Below are 18315 nucleotides of genomic sequence, written 5' to 3' on the forward strand. Positions count from 1 at the left end.
CAGTGCATATTGTCCAATTTTCCTCGAACGTTGCGGATTGACAAGCGAATTATCGAATCTTTGCAGTCCGACACTGACGAATCCGCCCCGCCTCCCCCAGCCCGCCCCGCTTTCCCGACCCTGTAAGGGTTAACAGTTACCTGTCCTCGGAGCGCGCGATGTAATGCGCCCATTCCAAAGCACACGCACGAGGACGACACCATGCGAACTTTCGTTCATGGCGATGGGCGCCTGCCGAGCGACTTGGCGGCTGATCTGGGCCTTTATCGGCACCGCGTTTTCGTCGAGCAGCTCGGCTGGAAGTTGCCGTCGGCAAGCGAAGGGTTCGAGCGGGATCAGTACGATCGCGACGATACCGTCTACGTGGTCGCCCGCGACGACGACGGGGAAATCTGCGGTTGTGCCCGGCTGCTGCCGACGACCCGCCCGTACCTGCTGGAGGAGCTGTTCCCGACCCTGGTCGCGGACGACATGCCGCTGCCGCAGTCGGCCACCGTCTGGGAGCTGTCGCGCTTCGCCGCGAACGCCGAAGATCCGACCGGCGGCGGCAATCCGGCCTGGGCGGTGCGGCCGATGCTCGCGGCCGTCGTCGAGTGCGCGGTGCGGCTCGGCGCGAAGCAGTTGATCGGCGTGACGTTCCTCAGCATGGAGCGCCTGTTCCGCCGGATCGGCGTGCACGCGCACCGGGCGGGGCCTGCGCAGCAGATCGACGGGCGCATGGTGGTCGCATGCTGGATCGATCTCGACAGCCAGACGCTCGCCGCGCTCGGCCTCGACCCGGAGCTGTGCGCGCCGCGCGCCGAAGCGGCTTGAGCGCGCCCGATCGACGGTCCTCGGAACCGTGCCGTTCATCATTCAAGGAGGTAAGTACCCCGTGGACCATTCATCGGTATTTCGCGCGATGCTCCCCACGTTCGATGCCGGCGAAACCCGCATTGCCGTCGCGTACCCGTCGTTCGCCGAGCGTCTGCCGCTCGTGCGGCTCGACCGACAAGGGCTCGTGTTCCGCGCGCGGGGCGCGATGCCGCCCGTCTGCGGACTGCCTCGCTCGGCGACGCTGTACCTCGACAACGAGCCGCTGTGCACGCTGCGGCTCGTGATCCGCGAAGTCGCGCCATGCGACGGCGGCGCGCACGACCTGACGATGCAGCCGTCGGCCGCGAACGGCGACGCGCTTCTCTGGCATGCGCTGCGCAAGCGCTGCCGGCGTGCGGACGCACCGCTCGCGCAACGCGCGCCCGACCGCCGCGCGGCGGCGCCGGCACACCGGAACGGCGCCGCGAAGCTCGATGAATCGTGCGCCCAGCCCGCGATTGGGGTCGGAGCCTGCATGCGTGTGACGCGAAGCGCCGCGTTCCGCCTCACGGACCGCGGCGACGCGCTCTTTTTCGCCGATTGGCTCGAATACCACTTCGACGAATTGCGCGCGCTCGCGCAAGGCCTGTCGCCCCGGCTGCATCTGAACGAGCTCGAGCGGCATCTGACGGGCGACGAGGTCGACGTGCGCTTCGTCTACGACATCGACGGCCACGCGGACCGCCGAATGCTCACCGACTGCGCACGGCAGACATGCGACTGGATCGCAGCCGAAGTGCGCCTCCGCTTCGATCTGCCGATCGCCGAGCAGCGCTTCGGCGCGCGCAAGCCGCGCCGTGCGGCGCGGTCTACTCGTTTTCGTCGAAGTAATAGTGGCCGAACTTGAGCTGCTTCGTGCGGATGTAGCGCTCGTTCTCCTCACGCACCGGCACCGCGAGCGCGACGCGCTCGCAGACCGGGATGCCATGCCGCACGAGGGTGTCGAACTTCTTCGGATTGTTGCTCATCAACCGGACCGACGTGACCTTCAGGATCCTCAGGATCGCGGCGGCGGAATCGTACTCGCGCGCGTCGTCCGGCAGGCCGAGGTCGAGGTTCGCCTCGACGGTGTCGCGCCCCTGCTCCTGCAGCGCGTACGCGCGGATCTTGTTGCTCAGGCCGATTCCGCGGCCTTCGTGCCCGCGTAGATACAGCAGCACGCCGCGCCCCTCGGCGGCGATGTAGCGCAACGCGAGATCGAGCTGCTCGCCGCAATCGCATCGATACGAGCCGAACACGTCGCCCGTCAGGCATTCGGAATGAAGCCGCGTCAGCACCGACCGCTGCTCGGCGACGTCGCCCATCACGAGCGCGAGGTGCTCGGCATCGCCGCCCGCGACGCGAAACGCATACGACGTGAAAATGCCGTAGCGGGTGGGAAGCGTCGCCGTGGCGACGAGCGTCACGCACTCGGGCGCGGCGCCGTCGTCAGGATGCGGCGATTCAGGACGCGAAGACATCATGGAATGCATCAAACGAAAGAATTAAGGAATGTTCTGGATGGCGAGTGCACGGAGTTTACCGCTAATCTGCAAACTGGACGCACCCGCCCGCGGACACGGATTTATACTGAACGCTTCACCCGACGCGGCGGCCGCGCGCCGCCTTCCGCGAATCGCCCAGCCAAGGGAGACAGCGTATGAGCCTCACGGTCGCACATATTCTCAGGTCCAAGCCCGATTCGGGACGCACGATTCACACGATCGAAAAGTCCGATTCCGTCTACAACGCGATCAAGCTGATGGCTGAAAAGAGCATCGGCGCCCTGCTCGTGATGGACGGCGCGGACATTGCCGGCATCGTGACGGAACGCGACTACGCACGCAAGGTGGTACTCCTCGACCGCTCGTCGAAAGCGACGCGCGTCGAGGAAATCATGACGTCGAAGGTGCGCTACGTCGAACCGACGCAAACGAGCGACGAATGCATGGCGCTGATGACGGAGCACCGGATGCGCCACTTGCCCGTCCTCGACGACGGCAGGCTCATCGGTCTCGTGTCGATCGGCGATCTCGTGAAGAGCGTGATTGCCGACCAGCAGTTCACGATCGATCAATTGGAGCATTACATTCACGGGATTCCTGCCGCCGTGCATTCGCAGTAAGCACGCGCCGCCGCGGCGTCCATCAAAAAATGCCCAAACGCTGCGCGTCTGGGCAAAGCCGCCGGAATGCGGCGACGGAGGTTCGGCTCCTGTATCGCGAACCCGGCGGCATCATGCCGGCTCGCGGTTTATAGAATCGACCTCTTCACGTTTGCTGACGGGCGCCCGGCACCGCCGTGCGCGAATTCGGCCCGATCGCCTCAGTTGCCGAAGTAGACCGAATGGCCGAACGACGGCGACGTCGGCGACATGCTCGCACGGCCGCCGGATTCCGACGCGCCGGTCGGCTGTACGCCATAGCCGCTCGTGTCAGCGTGCGTAAGCGTCTGCTGTGCAGGTTGCATGCGTTGCGACGCAGCCTGGACGTTCGTCGGGTACTGGGTTTCGCCGGATTCGGGCTTGTAGCCGTTCTGCTCGAGCTGGACGAGTTCGGACTTCACTTGCTCGCGGGTCAGCGGCTGCTGCTGGTCGGCTTGCGCGAACGAAACGAGCGGCGCGGCGAGGATCGAAGCGGCGACGGCTGCATAAACGAACGATTTCATGATTAACCTCCGGAATGTTGTATTTGCGTCGCTCCAGGCACCGTTGCCGTAAGCGATTGATTCCAGTCTAGTCACCGGCACAACGCGGGGAAACCCCTAGTTCGGACATACAGCGTTGCGCCAATGACAAGAATTGCCGGCTGTATCACGATCGAAAGGTCGTTAAAAGCATCATATCGGCAACAATAGGCAGCAGCCCGGCGGAACGGCCTGCAGGCTGTCTGATCTGTCGTTTTGTTGTATATTTGTAAAGTTTGCCTCATCCGTTGCTTCATCGCCCCCGATCATGCGCACACCGATCTTCCACGCTTGCTTTGCGCGCCGCCCACGCGGTTCGCGCACGGCCGTGGCCGCCGTCGCGATGCGCTCCCTCCTTCGAAGCACGCTTGCGGCGCCGCTCGCCGCGGCCCGGCGCTTGACCTGACAGCAGCCCCAATCCCGGAGCCGCGTCAACCAGGCTCCGGGCGATCCCGCAGGTTGGCCATGCCACCCAAGCCGATCATTTGGAGACTGTCATGAAAAACAGGATTTACCAGCTCACCGAACTCGACGTTGCGCGCCTCGAAAGGCACGCGGAACGCAACCCGCGCTACCAGGAAATGCTCGATACGCTGCTCGAGCGCGCGGATATTGTCGAACCTAACAAGATTCAGGCGAACGTCGTCACGATGAACTCGCAGATCAAGCTGATCGACGAGACCGCCGGCCAGGACATGGCCTGGACCATCGTCTATCCGGACGCGGCCAATTTCGAGCAAGGCCGGTTGAACGTATTTTCGCCGGTCGGCATGGCGCTCCTCGGCGCGCGCTGCGGCGAGCAGGTGAAGGTCACCCTGCCGGGCGGCGCGGACGCGACGCTGAAAATCGCCGAGATCGTCTACCAGCCCGAAGCGAGCGGCGATTACACGCACTGAACCGGCAGCCCCCGGGCGCCCCACGGTTGCCGGAGCGCCGCCGGCCTTGTAGGCGAACGCCGGTGAACCCGTGCCGCCCCCGACACCGGATGATCAAGAAAAAAGCGAGGATGCGTACGCAATCCTCGCTTTTTTGTTTCCACGTAACACGCTCGACATCGACGCAGCGCATGAAAAAAGGCGCCCGAAGGCGCCTTTTCGAGACTGGACAAGCCAGCCGTCACCCTTAGAAGCGGTGACGCAGACCAACCGTTGCAGCGGTTTGGTTGATCGACGTGCTGAACGGCGTGTTGAGATCGCCGTTGTAGATCGACGCGTTCGCGTTCTTCGACGAACGCTGGTACACAGCCTGTGCGTACACGTCGGTGCGCTTCGACAGAGCGTAGTCGGCTTGAACGCCGATTTGGTTCCAGTGCGCGCTTTCGCCATTCACCTTGGCGTTCGTGTACGTGTATGCAGCACCCAGACCCAGAGCCGGCGTCAGGTTGTACTTCACGTTGGCTTCGTAGTTGTCCGCACGCACGGTTGCCGCGCCGTTTGCCAGGTTGTCGAGACGCGATTGCGTCCACAGCAGGCCACCTTGCAGCGGGCCGTATGCGTAGCTTGCGCCGGCGCCGTACACGCGCGAACGGCCTTGGATGCTCGCCACGTTCGAGCCGCCGATGTTGAAGCCGGTCAGCGGATCCGTTGCGCCGACGTTGTTCGCGCCCGCATTGTTAGCTTGCGAGTACGCAGCACCGATCTTCAGGCCTTGGAACTGATACGAAGCGCCCGCGCTGTAAGCACGGTTGTTCGCGAACTGCGAGTTGTTCGAGAACGAGTACGTGCCGCCGAATTGCAGGCCGGCGTAGTTCGCGCTCGTGAACTTGATCGTGTTGTTCACCGCAACGTCGCCGTTCGTGTTCAGGCGGTCGTTGTTGAGCGGGTGCGCGAAGTACGTGCCGCCCCAGGTGCCCGTTGCCGACAGCGGCGACAGGTAGTCTTGGGTTGCGTCGTACTGACGGCCCAGCGTGACGGTGCCGTAGTTGCTCGACAGGCCGACGAACGCTTGACGGTTGAACATGCCGCCACCGTTGTTGAAGCGGCCGTTACCGATGTTGAAGCCGCTTTCCAACGTGAAGATCGCCTTCAGGCCGCCACCGAGGTCTTCCGAACCGCGCAGACCGAAGCGGCTTTGGTCGACGCCCGAGCCAACCGACCACAGCGACTTGCCCGAGCCCGACGGCGTCGCGACGTTGCTTTGGTACGTGATGCCTGCGTCGAGCACGCCGTACAGCGTGACGCTGCTTTGTGCGTGTGCGACGGTGGCGAACGATGCAGCAACTGCTGCAACAATCAGAGTCTTGTTCATGCGTGGAGCTCCCTTTTTAAAAAGGTAGGCCTTGCGACCTCGTTTCGATAAACGGTCTGCAACCGCCCGGAAGCGCCACATCGGCTTGCGAAACTACCTGCATGGCCGCGCCCGGATGGTTGCCCGTTATGGGAACCGTGAGTTTAGGGGTGTACCCTAGGGCCGCCATTCGCGAATAAAGAAATAAGCTTTTCCAGAACTAGAAATAATAGAAATGCCATTCTCTTATAAGTATTTGTTTTGTATGCCGTTTTTGACCTCTTGACACCGTCTTTTTGGCGGGGTCGGTACGAGCATTCTTCTGTGTCAGCGTCTTGACGGTTGCGTATAAACAACAAACGTCTACGCGCCGAATTAACGAGATCGGTATTTTTTACTCGTTTTAACGCAATCGCCGTCAGCGGAAAGAAAGGCTATCGACAAGCAGACATCAATAGGTTCGGATGATTTTCCGTTCCGCGCGGCCATCGAGCACCGTAACAGCCGTTACAGGATTCGTAACGATAGACGGCGCGCGACGCGTTAGGGTCGAATCTGCGGCGCCGCTTTGGCTCGCGCCGCATCCGGTTCACTAACGGAGCTACCATGAATCGACGCCATTTTCTTCGCACGCTCTCGCTCGCCGGCACCGCGCTTGCCGGCGGCCTCGGCTTCGGCGCCGCCGCGACCGCTCAGCAGCCGCCCGGACCGCCGCAGTCGCCGCCCGGCTATCGGCCGCCCGATTACCGCCCGCCGATGCAGCCGCGGCCCGCCCGGCCGCCGTATCCCGGCCGTCCGAACCAGCCGCCCCCGCCGCTTCGACACGAACGTCGTCCCGCGCCCCCGCGCCCGCGCGGCTATGTGTGGACAAACGGCTACTGGGGCTGGCGCGGCGGCCGGTACGTGTGGATCCCGGGCCGCTGGGTCGCGCAGCGCCCCGGCCATCGCTGGGTGCCGGGCTATTGGCAGCAGCGGGGAGGAACGTGGATCTATATCGATGGGCGCTGGAATTGAGCGCGGTCCGGAGCGCACGGCTGCCTTCCGCGAAGCGTGTTGCGCGCGGCAGACGCCAACCCGAGATTTTCGACGAGCCGCGCGCGTGCTCGCCGCCCGGCGCACGGTTCCGGTTCATCCGGCGATCGTACGAGCGCGCCCGCGGAAGGCAGCCCGCCGCCCGTCGCCACGCGGCCCCGGCCGCTATCGCGTCGATTGCAAGTTTCCATCGCCCCTAGTCAATAGAGTGTTGCTGTTTATATCGCAATTGGCCGATATAAGCTTCGGAAACTGACGATTCGCACGATTTGATTCGCACGATTTCACCGCCTTGTCCATGAACATCGACGTCGACGCAATCCACAAAGCGCTCGCCAGCCCCGTCCGCCGCGCAATCCTCGCGTGGCTGAAGGAGCCGGACAAGCACTTCTGCGCATCGCACGCGGGGTCGTTTTCGCACGGCGTCTGCGCGGGCCAGATCGACGCGCTGTGCGGACTGTCGCAATCGACCGTGTCCGCGCATCTCGCGACGCTCGAGCGCGCCGGACTCGTCACGTCGACCCGCGTCGGCCAATGGGCGTTCTTCAAGCGCAACGACGCGGTGATTCAAGCGTTTCTCGATTCGCTGCATCGCGGCCTTTGACATCCGCCCATTCGCCGCAAGGGCTTAGCCACACTCGAAGAGGTCTCCTCATGCCTTCTCTGTTCGATCCGCTGACCATCGGCGACCTGACGCTCCCGAACCGCATCATCATGGCGCCGCTGACCCGCGCCCGCGCCGGCGACACGCGCATTCCCAACGCGCTGATGGCGCGCTATTACGCGGCGCGCGCGTCGGCGGGGCTCATCATCAGCGAGGCGACGTCGGTCACGCCGCAGGGCGTCGGCTACGCGAGCACGCCCGGCATCTGGTCGCCGGAACAGGTCGCGGGCTGGCGGCTCGTGACGGATGCCGTCCATGCGGCCGGCGGCCGCATCTTCCTGCAGCTCTGGCACGTCGGCCGCGTGTCCGACCCGGTCTTCCTCGACGGCGCGCTGCCCGTCGCCCCGAGCGCGATCGCGCCCGGCGGCCACGTGAGCCTCGTGCGCCCGCAGCGGCCCTACGTGACGCCGCGCGCGCTCGAGCTCGACGAGATCCCGGGCGTCGTCGCCGCGTTCCGCCGTGGCGCCGAGAACGCGCGCGCAGCCGGTTTCGACGGCGTCGAAGTGCATGGCGCGAACGGCTATCTGCTCGATCAGTTCCTGCAGGACGGCTCGAACCGCCGCACCGATGCGTACGGCGGCTCGATCGAGAATCGCGCGCGCCTGCTGCTCGAAGTGGTCGACGAGGCGATCGACGTCTGGGGCGCGGCGCGCGTCGGCGTGCATCTGGCGCCGCGCGGCGATTCGCACACGATGGGCGATTCAACCCCCGCCGCGACGTTCGGCTACGTCGCGCAAGCGCTCGGACGCCGCAACATCGCATTCCTGTTCGCGCGCGAATCGTTCGGCGGCGATTCCCTCAGCCCGCAGTTGAAGGCAGCGTTCGGCGGACCGTTCATCGCGAACGAGAACTTCACGCTCGAAAGTGCGCAGGCGGCGCTCGAAACCGGACGCGCGGACGCGGTCGCGTGGGGCAAGCTCTTCATTGCGAATCCGGATCTGCCGCGCCGCTTCGAGCTGAATGCGCCGCTCAACCAGCCGAACTCCGCGACTTTTTACTCCGAAGGCGAAACGGGATATACGGACTATCCGGCGCTGGAAAGCGCGGCGTGAGACTGTCTCGGGAACGGGCCGCCTGGTCGTGGGCGGTTCGGGGTTCGGGGTTCGGGGTTCGGGGTTCGGGGTTCGGGGCTCTGAGTTCTGAGTTCTGAGTTCTGAGTTCTGAGTTCTGAGTTCTGAGTTCTGAGTTCTGAGTTCTGAGTTCTGAGTTCTGAGTTCTGAGTTCTGAGTTCTGAGTTCTGAGTTCTGAGTTCAGCCATCAAGCGTCGTCAGCCCGATGAATGTCGCGCATTCGCCGCCAACGGCGACGCCGATCGGCTAGTTGTCGAGCGAGCGACTCATGAACACGCGCTGCGATTCGTCGAGCCCGTGCGCGACGTGCGCCGCGCGTACCGCGGTCAGAGCGAGATCGAGCGTGTCGTCGTCGAGATCGACGAAGCCGAGGCTGCGGTAATACGGCGCGTTCCACGGCACATGCCGGAAGGTCGAGAGCACGATCTGCCGCGCGCCCGCCGTGCGAGCGCGCCCCGCGACGGCGTCGATCAGCGCGGAGCCGATTCGCCGTCCCGCATGCTCGGGCGCCACGTCCACCTCCTCAAGATAGAGACGCGACGCGTCGAGCACCCGGTATATCGCAAAGCCGACGACGCGCTCGCCGGCATCGACGGCGACGAGCGCGCGGCCGGCGTCGATGCGCGCGCGCAGATCGGCGAGGCCGGTCGGCGGACTCGACGCGATGTGCGGCATGCCGACATCATCGAAACGCCGCGCGGCGGCGGCTTCGATGCCGGCCATCAGCGGGGCTTCGTCCGCGCGCGCGGCACGGATGCGGATCGGAGTTCGTTGCGTGGCGGAGTGGGGCTTGATCATTGTCGAATGGCTAAGGAGTCGATCGGATTCGAGTCGCGTCACTATAGTCAATTCCTCGCACCTATCGCCATCGCGCATTGCACCGGGAGATTCGATATGTCGCTGTCCAGCCTGGCCGTATTCGCCGCCGCACTGCTGATCGCAGCCGGCTCGCCTGGCCCGAGCATCGCCGCACTGGTTGCCCGCGTGCTGACGAACGGGTTTCGCGACGTCTTGCCGTTCCTGGCGGCGATGTGGCTCGGCGAAGTGATCTGGCTCACGTGCGCGGTGGCCGGGCTTGCCGTGGTCGCGCGCACGTTCGCGGTCGGCTTTCTCGTGCTGAAGTTCATCGGCATCGCTTATTTGTTGTTCCTCGCGTGGAAGATGTGGTTCGCGCCGTCCGACGTGCAAACCGACGCGCTTCCGAGTGGACAATCGCCGTTGCGCATGTTTCTGGCCGGTCTCGCGGTCACGCTGGGCAACCCGAAAATCATGATTTTCTACGTCGCGCTGCTGCCGACGATGGTCGACCTGTCACATGTCGGCGCCGTCGCGTGGCTCGAGTTGACGCTGACTTTGCTGACCGTATTGATCGCGATCGATTGCGCATGGGCATTGCTCGCGACGCGCGCCCGCAAACTGTCGACGAGCCGTCGAGCGGCGAAGGCGGCCAATCGCACGAGCGCGGCCGCGATGGCGGGCGCCGCGGTCGCGATCGCGGCGCGCTAGCTTCACGGCAAAGGCCGCGCAGTTGCGCGGCAGTCCGCGGCGACGGCATCTCGGCGCGGCGCATCGGCATCAGACCCGCTTGGAGAAGTGCACGGAATGCTCCGCCTTTGAATGCTCTTTCGCAATCCATCCGATAGCCGAGCCTGACGTGCATCTCGACGTCCCGCGTGAACCGCCCGTTCGTGTATAGCCGGATCTGCCGGATCTCCGCCGGCCGCTTGACGATGCCACCAGTTCCGCTTGATCCAGCAATCGGCGAGCCAGGCCCCGCCTTTGATGCGCTGGCCGAACCGCCACTCTCTCTATCAGCGCATAGTCGTCGTTGAGTGCCGGTTCGGTCAGCGCGGCAGGAATCTCGTCGACGTCCATGACGTAGGCGAGGTGATTCCCGCACCGCGCCCACATGGCGCACCGCCGTCAGCTTGGGCTCGCGGCCGATTACCGGCACCCATTTCGCCCATGCCGCCCGCGTCGGCGTGCGAATCGCCTGCACGTCGCGAGGACCAACTTGTCTCGGCATGCGAGTCGTCCCGTTCATTGACGGCCCCGGCTGACGACGCGCAATCGCTTGTTGCCGCACCAAACCCCAAGGTAGCGCCACGCGACGCTCGTCATCCGGTTCGCGTCGGAACAGAGAGCGTCTTCGCTCCTGAAACACGGCTCCCCGAGTACTTGTCCCGTCAGAAATCGACCTTCATCCCCGCCATCACCGCGAGTTGCCGATTCGAATTGCTGTTCGCGAGCACGGGAATCTGCGCGTAGTTCGCGGGAGCGCCGTTCGCATCGGTGCCGAGCCCTCGCCCCGATGCGATCTGACCGATCGCGACCGCATAGAGCGCGGTCCGCTTCGACAGACTGTAATTCGCACCGACGTTCAGTTGGTGAAAGCGCGTCGTCCCTCGGCTATCCGTCTTCGCGTTGTTGAAGATATACGCGACGCCCGCGCGCAGCATCGGCGTGAACGCGTACGTCGCGTTCAGCTCGGCGATGTCGAATGCGATCGACGCCCGCTGCGGATGCGCCGAAGTCGCGAAATATGCGCTGTCGTCGAGACGGGTGTGCGTGTAGGTCAGCGCGACGGTCGCGTCGCCGAACGCGATCGAGCCGCCGACGCCGAACGCCTTCATTGACGCCGCATCCTGCAGCAGGCAGTACATCGCGCCCGCATTGCTGCACGCGAAATCGCCGATGTATCCGCTCGCGCCGCCGAGCGCCGCATCGAGCGGCTGCCGCAGATTCAAATAGCCGATGCCGAACGAGACCGGCGCGCGATTGTATGCGACGGCGACCGAATAGCCGCGACGCGCCGAGAAATCCCCCGCTTGGCCGCCGAAGCTGAACGTCCCGCCGAACGTCAGTCCGTGGAAATCGGCGCTCGTGAACTTGACCGCGTTGTTGAAGTTGAACGCCGCATTCAAATTGTCGACGTCACCGAGGTGCGAGCCGTACGGCGTCGCCCAACTGTTGCTCGACACGTATGCGCCGAGCGTATCGGTGTACGAATCGTATTGGCGTCCGAGGCCGAGCGTGCCGTACGCGTCATGGCGCAAGCCGACCCATGCCTGCCGGCTGAACGCCGCACCGCCCTGCAGCGCCTGACCGTTCGCCGACAGGAACTGCTGCTCGAGCGCGAACACGGCCTTCAATCCGCCGCCGAGCGCCTCCGCACCCTGCAGTCCCCAGCGCGACGGCACCAGATTCCCGCCGCCCATCTGCCACGCATGGCCGCCGCTCACGCTGCCGTCCGCGCGCGTGAACTGCTGGTTCGTCGAATAGATGATGCCGGTATCCACCGTGCCGTACAGCGTTACGCTGCTTTGCGCGCAAGCGGGCGCGACGGCTGCGCCGGCGACGCCGGCCGCGATCCAGGTCCTGATCCTCATGTTCCACCCACCTCCCGTCATTGATTTGGATTGCCAATCGATCGACTCGATCGGCGGCGGTGGAGGAACTCTATCCAGCGAAAATTTTGGGCCTGTATCCCAAATTGGCAAATGCGTCAGCGACGCACGGGACAGGCATGGCGCGGCGAACGCGCGTATCGCCGCTTAGCGCACGCGACGCATGCGATGCATGCGGCGTGCGGTGCGTGCGATGCCGGCGCTCAGGACAAACGCCGCGTCTGCGACGGCAGCTCGCCGAACAGATCGCGATACTCGCGCGCGAAATAGCCGAGATGCGTGAAGCCCCACCGCGCCGCCGCCTCGCCGACGCACAGCGCGTCGGCGGACGTCGTGCGCAGCAGACGGCGCACCGCGTTCAGGCGGATCGTGCGCAAGTACGTGACGGGCGTCACGTCGGCGACGCGCTGGAAGCTCGTCTGCAGCGTGCGTCGGCTGCAGCGCAGCGCGCGGCACAGCTCGAGCACCGTCACGGGCTCTTCGGGCCGCGCCCGAAGATAGCGCTCGCAGCGCCTGACGATGTCGCTGTACGTCGCATGCGTGATGTCGCGCCGTGCTTCGCCGACCGCGTCCGCGAGCGCGTCGAGGAACACGCCGAGCATCGCGTCGCGAAACATCTTGCGGGTCGCGTCGTATTCGAGCCACGCCGGGTTGCGCTGCGCATCGTCGATATACGACGACAGGCGCGCGCCGAGCGCCGCGCCCTGCTCGTCCGTCAGGCGGATCACGTGCCGCGGCGCACGGCTCTCGCGCGTTCCGAACTCGGCTTCGCACAGCTCGTCGATCATGTCTGGCGCGGCGCTGATGCCGACGAGCCGCATCCCCTCGGGCGTATGGAACTCGAAATCCTCGCCGGGGCGCAGCGCGAGGAGCGCATAGCCGTCGACATGCTGCCGCTGGAACGTCCCCGACAGCGGCGCGAGCACCGGCACCGCGAGCGACGTGCGTCCCTCCGGCGACATGCCCGTCTGAGCGACGCGGCGGTTCGTCGTTTCGCGGAAGAAGTGGAAATCGTCGTACAAAACCTGCGTGACCGTGCCCTTGAAGCGGCCGGGCGTCATCTGCCGGTAGACCTGGCGCCAGCCGGCGATGGCGAGCCCGTGATCGTGGACGTCTTCGAGCGAACGCGACTGGAACAACATGGATGCCTCCAGAGAATTCCGATGCGGCGTGACGAACGGCGCCTGCATGCGCCCGCGCGGCAGCGCGGTGTGCCCGTCGCCCGGCGGGCCGGCATCAATCGTCCTGCACGCGCGCAAGCGCGGCTTCGAAGCCCGCGAACGCCGCGCGCAGCGCATCGCGCTGCGCGTCGGCGAGACGCACGTAGCGCCGGAACGACGGCATCCGGCCGACCACTTCGCTGCCGCCGAACGGCACGATGCGCAGCGTCCAGCGCGGGCCGCTCGCGACGAGCTCACAGTATGTCAGATCGAGCGCCGCGAGCGGCGCGTCGAGCGCGGGCGTCGCGAGCAGCGTCGCGACGCCCGCAGCGAAATGCGCATCGGCGCCGCGCGCGAGCGTCGCCGCGACCGGCCCGTGACGCACCCAGCCGCTCGCGGCGATCGACGCCGAGCCGTTCGCATCGGGTCCCGCAAGCGTCCGCTCCAACTGCACGCTGACCGTATGCAGCAGAAACTGCCGATCGACGCGCTCGTCCGCGCGCAGCGCAATGCCGTCGCTCAGCGTCATCCGCGCGGCGTCGCCGTCGTCGGGCATTGCGAGCGTCGCCTCCAGATCCGCTGCCACGCGCGCGAGCGTCGCGCCGCGCCGATATCCGGGCACGGGGCCCGGCGCGAGCCAGCGCCGCCATCCGGCCGCGGACGCGACGCCGCCGATCGTCGTCGCTCGCCCGCTCATCGGACGTGCTCGTTGCGCAACACTTCTTCGACGGGCACCGGCTTGAACGGATGCTTGCGCTGCACGACGAGCGTCCAGAACAGCGCGTAGAGCGCGGTGAGCCCGAGCATCGTGCCGAACGGCACGTAGATGTCGCGGCTGTTCATCCCCGGCGGCGCGATGTACCAGATCGCGAGCACGATGCCGACGCTCGACACGATCTGCGGCAGCGGAAACCACGGCGACCGGTACGGCCGCGGCAGATCCGGGCGGCGAATCCGCAGCATCACGACCGACAGTGTGACGAGCAGATACGCGGTGCCCCATGCGCAGGTCGCGGCGAGCACGAGGTGCATGATGCTATCGAGATCGCCGTGGATGATCCACGCATGCGCGATCGGCACGGCGGCCGCCGCGACGATGCCGACGACGGGCGTCCTGAAGCGCGGATGCAGGTAGGCGAAGCACTTCGGCAGCGCGCCGTCGACCGCCATTCCGTACAGGATCCGCGGCAGGCCCGCCATCAGCGTGTTGATCGTCGCCGCGCCGGCGAACAGGAACGCGACGCCGAACCACACGCGTCCGAACGGGCCGAGCACCTGCAGCGCGAACGCGGGAATCGCGCCCGGCGTGTCGAGCAGATGCGTGAGGCCGTCCGGCGTCACCGCGACGTTCGGCACCTGGCGCTTGATCGCCGCGCCGTAGAGAAACATGCAGACCGCGACGCCGGCGAGCCCGAGCGCCATCGCGCGCGGAATCGTCTTGCCGGGCGTCTTCATCTCGGGCGCGAGCGGCGTGACGAACTCGCAGCCGACGAACATGAACATCGCCATCCCGACGAGCGACAGCACGGCCGGCGCCGACGCGCCGACCTCCGAGCGCCCGAACCAGCCGTCAAGAGAAACGGCGGGCGCGGCCGCGAGCCCGAGCACGCCGAAGATCGTCAGCGACAGCCACATGCCGATCGTCAGCACGACCTCGAGCTTGCTGAACACCTTGATGCCGATGATGTTGGTGATCGCGAACGTCATGACGAGGCCGACGCCGACGAGCCACGCACTGTTGTGCCGCTCGACCGCGGCGTTCAGCGACTCGAAGTTGACGAGCGCCATGATGCCGCTCAGGATCGTTTCCGCCGTGCCGGCGAACACGTGGACGAGGAAGTACGCGGAGATCGTGCCGGTGATCGCCCAGAAGCGGCCGAGCCCGCACGACAGGTAGTCGTAGACCGAGCCCGCCGTCGGCAGCATCGCCGCCGCCTCGGAGAACGTCGTCGCCTGCGCCTGCATCATCACGAACGCGATGATCATCGCGACCGCGAACGCCCAGCCGCCCATTCCGAAACCGGACGTCGCGGTCAGGATCACCGGGCTCGCCATGATGAGACCGACGGCGCTCGCGAGCGCGGTCGGAAAACCCACCGCCCCCGCCGCCAGCGCGGGCTGCCCGTTCGGCCCGCCGGACGCCGCCCGGGCCTCCGCATTCGAATAACCTGACAAATCCGACATCCTCGTCTCCTTTGCGATGCGTCAATGTCGAGAAAATACGGAGGCCAAAATTCCCGCATGTAGCGCAAATTGGCAAAACGGCCGGGGCCGCGCGAACGCCGCCCCGGCCGTCAGCCGTCCGTAATCGGCGCGCGATCAGCCGCCGGCGAACGGCGTCTTCTCGAAGCCGGCCTCGAGGCCGGCGACGATCCGGTCGATCTGCTCGCGCTGGATCACGAGCGGCGGCGACAGGATGATCTTCGTGCCGACCGGCCGCACGAGCACGCCGTTTTCGCGCGCGACCTCGGCGACCGCATTCGCGTAGCCCGACGTCGGATCGATCGGCGCGCGCGTCGCCTTGTCGGCGACGAGGTCGAGCGCGACCATCAGCCCCTTGCCGCGCACCTCGCCGACCGCGTCGAAGCGCTCGACGAACGGCCGCAGCGCTTCGAGCAGATGCGCGCCCTGCTTCGCCGCGTTCGCGGGCAGGTCCTCGCGCAGCACGATGTCGAGGCTCGCGAGCGCCGCCGCGCACGCGACCGGGTGCCCCGAGTACGTGTAGCCGTGCATGATCGCGCCGCTGAAATCCGCGTTCGCCGCGAACGCCTCCTCGATCCGTGCGTTCACCGCGGTCGCGCCGAGCGGCACGTAGCCGGACGAGATGCCCTTCGCGAGACACATGATGTCGGGCTTCACGCCCCAGCCGCGGCTGCCGAACAGGCTGCCGCTGCGCCCGAAGCCCGTCACGACTTCGTCGGCGATCAGCAGCACGCCGTAGCGGTCGCAGACTTCGCGCACGAGCGGCCAGTAGTTCGCGGGCGGCACGATCACGCCGCCCGCGCCCTGGATCGGCTCGGCGATGAACGCGGCGACCGTGTCCGGGCTCTGGAACAGGATTTCGCGCTCGAGCAGCTCCGCGCAGATGCGGCCGAGTGCTTCGGGATCCTGCGTGAACGGATTGCGGTAGATCCACGGCGTTTCGACGTGGAAGCATCCGGGCAGGTTCGGTTCGTAATTGCGCCGGAACACCGTGTTGCCGTTCACCGACGCGCTGCCGAAGTGCGTGCCGTGATAGCCCTGCTTCAGCGAGATGAACTTCGTGCGGTCCGCCTGCCCGCGCACCTTCCAGTACTGGCGCGCGATCTTGAGCGCGGTCTCGACCGAGTCCGAGCCGCCCGAGCTGTACAGCACGCGGCGCATCCCTTCGGGCTCCATCATGTCGATCAGCCGCTTCGACAGCTCCTCGGCGCGCGGATGCGTGACGCCGTCGAACAGCTGGAAGTACTCGAGCTCGTCGAGCTGGCGCACGATCGCCTGCTTGACCTCGGCGCGGTTGTGGCCGACGTTGACGTTCCACAGGCCCGCGACGCCGTCGACGAGCTGGCGTCCGCGCTCGTCGTACACGTAGCAGCCCTCGCCGCGCACGATGCGGATCGGCTCGCGGCGCTTCATGTCGTTCGGGTGCAGCATCGGATGCCAGAAACGGGAATCGTTGTAGCTCATTGCATTGCTCCGGGGAAAAAACGAACGGCCCGCGCGTTCAGTGCGCGATGCAGACGGATTTGGTTTCGGTGAAGCCATCGATCGCGTATTGGCCGAACTCGCGGCCGATGCCCGATTGCTTGTAGCCGCCGAACGGCATCGACGGATCGAGCGGAATGTGGCAATTGACCCAGACCGTGCCCGCCTCGATCTGCGTCACGAGATCCATCACGGCCTTCAGGTCGTTGCTCCACAGGCTCGCCGCGAGCCCGTACGGCGACGCGTTCGCGAGCCGCACCGCTTCGGCCGGATCGTCGAACGGCAGCACGACGACGACCGGGCCGAACACCTCGTCGCGGACGATCGCGCTGTCGTGCGTCGCGTCGGCGATCACGGCCGGGCGCACGAAGTAGCCGGGCAGGTCGTCGGCCGGCGCGCCGCCCGCGAGAAACGTGAGGCCGTCGCGGCGCGCGCGCTCGACATGCTCGACGACCTTGTCGCGATGGTGCGCGGACACGAGCGGGTTGATCTGCGCGGCCGGATCGAGGCCCGGACCGAGCCGCATCGACGCGGCGACGCCGGCGAGGCCGTCCGCGAGCCGGCGAAACCGGCTGCGATGCACGTAGATCCGCGATGCGGCCGCGCACACTTGCCCCTGATTGAAGAATGCGCCCGCCGCGACGCCTTCGAGCGCCTGCGCGACGTCGACGTCCTCGAGCATCACGATCGGATTCTTGCCGCCCAGCTCGAGCGAGAAGCGCGTCATGTTCTGCACCGCGGCGGCGCCGACGAGCTTGCCCGTCGCGGTCGAGCCGGTGAACGAGATCTTGCGGATCGACGGATGGCTCGCGAGCGCGGCGCCGCATTCGCGCCCGCCCGTCACGACGTTGAACACGCCCGCCGGCACGCCGGCTTCGAGCGCGAGCTCGGCGAGCCTCAGCGCCGTGAGCGGCGTCTCGGGCGACGGCTTCAGCACGACCGTGCAACCCGCCGCGAGCGCCGGCACGAGCTTCCAGACGGCGATCATCAGCGGGAAATTCCACGGCACGATCGCGGCGACGACGCCGACCGGCTCCTTGCGCGTGTACGCGGTGTAGCGCGCGCCGGGCGGAAACGGAATCGACACGTCGAGCGTCTGTCCGGTGATCTTCGTCGCCCAGCCCGCCATGTAGCGGACGTACTCGATCGTCGCACCGACCTCGACGCCGCGCGACACGAGGATCGACTTGCCCTGGTTCAGCGTCTCGAGCTGCGCGAGCTCCTCCGCATGCGCTTCGAGCGCGTCGGCGAGCTTGAGCAGGATGCGCTCGCGATCGGCGGGCCGCAGCCCGCTCCACGCGCGCGCGTCGAACGCGCGCTTCGCGCTCGCGACAGCGGCGTCGACGTCGTGCGCATCGGCGTCGGGCACGCGCGCGAGCCGTTCGCCCGTCGCCGGGTCGAACACGTCGAGCCGGCGCGGCGAATGGGCGGCGCGCATCGCGCCGTCGATGAAGATTCCGAATTCGCGCTCGGTGAACGCGCGCACCGTGTCGGTCACGGTGACGAAGTCCGTCTGTGTCATGGGCGTCTCGCGATGGTGGTTTGACGTCCGC

General features: G+C 66.3%; 19 protein-coding genes. 8 read left to right on the forward strand and 11 right to left on the reverse strand.

All coding sequences use genetic code 11. The annotated features are described in order from the left end of the window. Positions 1-201: 201 nt before the first annotated feature. Entirely contained in the window at positions 202-813 is a 612-nt protein-coding gene (bspI1, locus tag BG90_RS27670) for an N-acylhomoserine lactone synthase BspI1 (RefSeq protein WP_010118441.1), read from the forward strand. A gap of 88 nt (positions 814-901) precedes the next feature. Next, positions 902-1702: a hypothetical protein gene (locus BG90_RS27675; protein ID WP_010118440.1), complete on the forward strand. Its 801-nt coding sequence runs from the start codon at positions 902-904 to the stop codon at positions 1700-1702. Here the strand turns inward: BG90_RS27675 and ribA are convergent. Further along, on the reverse strand, positions 1665-2318 hold the full coding sequence (ribA, locus tag BG90_RS27680; RefSeq protein WP_010108726.1) for a GTP cyclohydrolase II: 654 nt from the start codon (positions 2316-2318) through the stop codon (positions 1665-1667). The two genes, BG90_RS27675 and ribA, sit on opposite strands and share 38 nt — an antisense overlap. Positions 2319-2494: 176 nt before the next feature. Here ribA and BG90_RS27685 point away from each other — a divergent pair, with 176 nt between their 5' ends. Next, entirely contained in the window at positions 2495-2959 is a 465-nt protein-coding gene (locus tag BG90_RS27685; protein ID WP_010118439.1) for a CBS domain-containing protein, read from the forward strand. Positions 2960-3159: 200 nt separating this feature from the next. On the opposite strand, the gene BG90_RS27690 is transcribed toward BG90_RS27685, so the two are convergent. Continuing rightward, positions 3160-3501, reverse strand: a complete 342-nt coding sequence (locus tag BG90_RS27690; protein ID WP_010118438.1) for a DUF4148 domain-containing protein — start codon at positions 3499-3501, stop codon at positions 3160-3162. A gap of 515 nt (positions 3502-4016) precedes the next feature. On the opposite strand from BG90_RS27690, the gene BG90_RS27695 reads away from it, so the two are divergent. Further along, entirely contained in the window at positions 4017-4415 is a 399-nt protein-coding gene (locus BG90_RS27695; RefSeq protein ID WP_010118437.1) for a GreA/GreB family elongation factor, read from the forward strand. A gap of 226 nt (positions 4416-4641) precedes the next feature. Here the strand turns inward: BG90_RS27695 and omp38 are convergent, their stop codons facing one another. After that, positions 4642-5766, reverse strand: coding sequence for a porin Omp38 (omp38, locus tag BG90_RS27700; protein ID WP_010118436.1), 1125 nt, complete (start codon positions 5764-5766; stop codon positions 4642-4644). 585 nt (positions 5767-6351) lie between these two features. Here omp38 and BG90_RS27705 point away from each other — a divergent pair. The 3 genes from BG90_RS27705 (at position 6352) to BG90_RS27715 (ending at position 8493) form a co-directional block, all read left to right on the forward strand. After that, a complete protein-coding gene (locus BG90_RS27705) occupies positions 6352-6759 on the forward strand; it encodes a YXWGXW repeat-containing protein (RefSeq protein ID WP_045568479.1) in 408 nt (135 codons plus the stop codon). 316 nt (positions 6760-7075) lie between these two features. After that, on the forward strand, positions 7076-7381 hold the full coding sequence (locus tag BG90_RS27710) for an ArsR/SmtB family transcription factor (protein WP_010118434.1): 306 nt from the start codon (positions 7076-7078) through the stop codon (positions 7379-7381). A 50-nt stretch (positions 7382-7431) separates the two neighbouring features. Further along, positions 7432-8493, forward strand: a complete 1062-nt coding sequence (locus tag BG90_RS27715) for an alkene reductase (RefSeq protein WP_010108715.1) — start codon at positions 7432-7434, stop codon at positions 8491-8493. A 264-nt stretch (positions 8494-8757) separates the two neighbouring features. Here the strand turns inward: BG90_RS27715 and BG90_RS27720 are convergent, their stop codons facing one another. After that, positions 8758-9234 (reverse strand): GNAT family N-acetyltransferase, encoded by a 477-nt coding sequence (locus tag BG90_RS27720; protein ID WP_010118433.1) that lies wholly within the window; start codon positions 9232-9234, stop codon positions 8758-8760. 171 nt (positions 9235-9405) lie between these two features. Here BG90_RS27720 and BG90_RS27725 point away from each other — a divergent pair, with 171 nt between their 5' ends. Then, on the forward strand, positions 9406-10017 hold the full coding sequence (locus BG90_RS27725; protein ID WP_010118432.1) for a LysE family translocator: 612 nt from the start codon (positions 9406-9408) through the stop codon (positions 10015-10017). Between the two features lie 69 nt (positions 10018-10086). Here BG90_RS27725 and BG90_RS38125 read toward each other — a convergent pair whose 3' ends face one another. The 7 genes from BG90_RS38125 to BG90_RS27755 all read right to left on the reverse strand — a co-directional run bounded on the left by BG90_RS38125 (position 10087) and on the right by BG90_RS27755 (position 18284). Then, positions 10087-10422 (reverse strand): GNAT family N-acetyltransferase, encoded by a 336-nt coding sequence (locus BG90_RS38125; protein ID WP_081464259.1) that lies wholly within the window; start codon positions 10420-10422, stop codon positions 10087-10089. Between the two features lie 275 nt (positions 10423-10697). Continuing rightward, positions 10698-11900 (reverse strand): porin, encoded by a 1203-nt coding sequence (locus BG90_RS27730; RefSeq protein ID WP_010118431.1) that lies wholly within the window; start codon positions 11898-11900, stop codon positions 10698-10700. Between the two features lie 221 nt (positions 11901-12121). Continuing rightward, positions 12122-13060, reverse strand: a complete 939-nt coding sequence (locus BG90_RS27735) for a helix-turn-helix domain-containing protein (RefSeq protein ID WP_010118430.1) — start codon at positions 13058-13060, stop codon at positions 12122-12124. Between the two features lie 94 nt (positions 13061-13154). Next, the gene (locus BG90_RS27740) at positions 13155-13775 is read right to left on the reverse strand and encodes a DUF3156 family protein (RefSeq protein ID WP_010118429.1); all 621 of its coding nucleotides are present in this window, start codon (positions 13773-13775) and stop codon (positions 13155-13157) included. Next, entirely contained in the window at positions 13772-15262 is a 1491-nt protein-coding gene (locus BG90_RS27745) for an APC family permease (RefSeq protein WP_010118427.1), read from the reverse strand. Before BG90_RS27745 ends, BG90_RS27740 begins: the two co-directional genes overlap by 4 nt. A gap of 135 nt (positions 15263-15397) precedes the next feature. After that, positions 15398-16744, reverse strand: a complete 1347-nt coding sequence (locus BG90_RS27750) for an aspartate aminotransferase family protein (RefSeq protein WP_010108705.1) — start codon at positions 16742-16744, stop codon at positions 15398-15400. Positions 16745-16781: 37 nt separating this feature from the next. Next, on the reverse strand, positions 16782-18284 hold the full coding sequence (locus BG90_RS27755) for an aldehyde dehydrogenase family protein (RefSeq protein ID WP_010118425.1): 1503 nt from the start codon (positions 18282-18284) through the stop codon (positions 16782-16784). Between the last annotated feature and the right edge of the window lie 31 nt (positions 18285-18315).

Source organism: Burkholderia oklahomensis C6786, assembly GCF_000959365.1.
Classification (GTDB): domain Bacteria; phylum Pseudomonadota; class Gammaproteobacteria; order Burkholderiales; family Burkholderiaceae; genus Burkholderia; species Burkholderia oklahomensis.

Excerpts from the sequence above, each read along its gene's own strand:
- ribA (WP_010108726.1), bottom strand. The coding sequence starts at position 2,318 with ATGATGTCTTCGCGTCCTGAATCGCCGCATCCTGACGACGGCGCCGCG.
- BG90_RS27740 (WP_010118429.1), bottom strand. The coding sequence starts at position 13,775 with ATGAGCGGGCGAGCGACGACGATCGGCGGCGTCGCGTCCGCGGCCGGA.
- BG90_RS27730 (WP_010118431.1), bottom strand. The coding sequence starts at position 11,900 with ATGAGGATCAGGACCTGGATCGCGGCCGGCGTCGCCGGCGCAGCCGTC.
- omp38 (WP_010118436.1), bottom strand. The coding sequence starts at position 5,766 with ATGAACAAGACTCTGATTGTTGCAGCAGTTGCTGCATCGTTCGCCACC.
- BG90_RS27695 (WP_010118437.1), top strand. The coding sequence starts at position 4,017 with ATGAAAAACAGGATTTACCAGCTCACCGAACTCGACGTTGCGCGCCTC.
- BG90_RS27735 (WP_010118430.1), bottom strand. The coding sequence starts at position 13,060 with ATGTTGTTCCAGTCGCGTTCGCTCGAAGACGTCCACGATCACGGGCTC.
- BG90_RS27750 (WP_010108705.1), bottom strand. The coding sequence starts at position 16,744 with ATGAGCTACAACGATTCCCGTTTCTGGCATCCGATGCTGCACCCGAAC.
- BG90_RS38125 (WP_081464259.1), bottom strand. The coding sequence starts at position 10,422 with ATGTGGGCGCGGTGCGGGAATCACCTCGCCTACGTCATGGACGTCGAC.
- BG90_RS27745 (WP_010118427.1), bottom strand. The coding sequence starts at position 15,262 with ATGTCGGATTTGTCAGGTTATTCGAATGCGGAGGCCCGGGCGGCGTCC.
- BG90_RS27690 (WP_010118438.1), bottom strand. The coding sequence starts at position 3,501 with ATGAAATCGTTCGTTTATGCAGCCGTCGCCGCTTCGATCCTCGCCGCG.
- BG90_RS27710 (WP_010118434.1), top strand. The coding sequence starts at position 7,076 with ATGAACATCGACGTCGACGCAATCCACAAAGCGCTCGCCAGCCCCGTC.
- BG90_RS27705 (WP_045568479.1), top strand. The coding sequence starts at position 6,352 with ATGAATCGACGCCATTTTCTTCGCACGCTCTCGCTCGCCGGCACCGCG.
- BG90_RS27725 (WP_010118432.1), top strand. The coding sequence starts at position 9,406 with ATGTCGCTGTCCAGCCTGGCCGTATTCGCCGCCGCACTGCTGATCGCA.
- bspI1 (WP_010118441.1), top strand. The coding sequence starts at position 202 with ATGCGAACTTTCGTTCATGGCGATGGGCGCCTGCCGAGCGACTTGGCG.
- BG90_RS27675 (WP_010118440.1), top strand. The coding sequence starts at position 902 with ATGCTCCCCACGTTCGATGCCGGCGAAACCCGCATTGCCGTCGCGTAC.
- BG90_RS27685 (WP_010118439.1), top strand. The coding sequence starts at position 2,495 with ATGAGCCTCACGGTCGCACATATTCTCAGGTCCAAGCCCGATTCGGGA.
- BG90_RS27720 (WP_010118433.1), bottom strand. The coding sequence starts at position 9,234 with ATGGCCGGCATCGAAGCCGCCGCCGCGCGGCGTTTCGATGATGTCGGC.
- BG90_RS27715 (WP_010108715.1), top strand. The coding sequence starts at position 7,432 with ATGCCTTCTCTGTTCGATCCGCTGACCATCGGCGACCTGACGCTCCCG.
- BG90_RS27755 (WP_010118425.1), bottom strand. The coding sequence starts at position 18,284 with ATGACACAGACGGACTTCGTCACCGTGACCGACACGGTGCGCGCGTTC.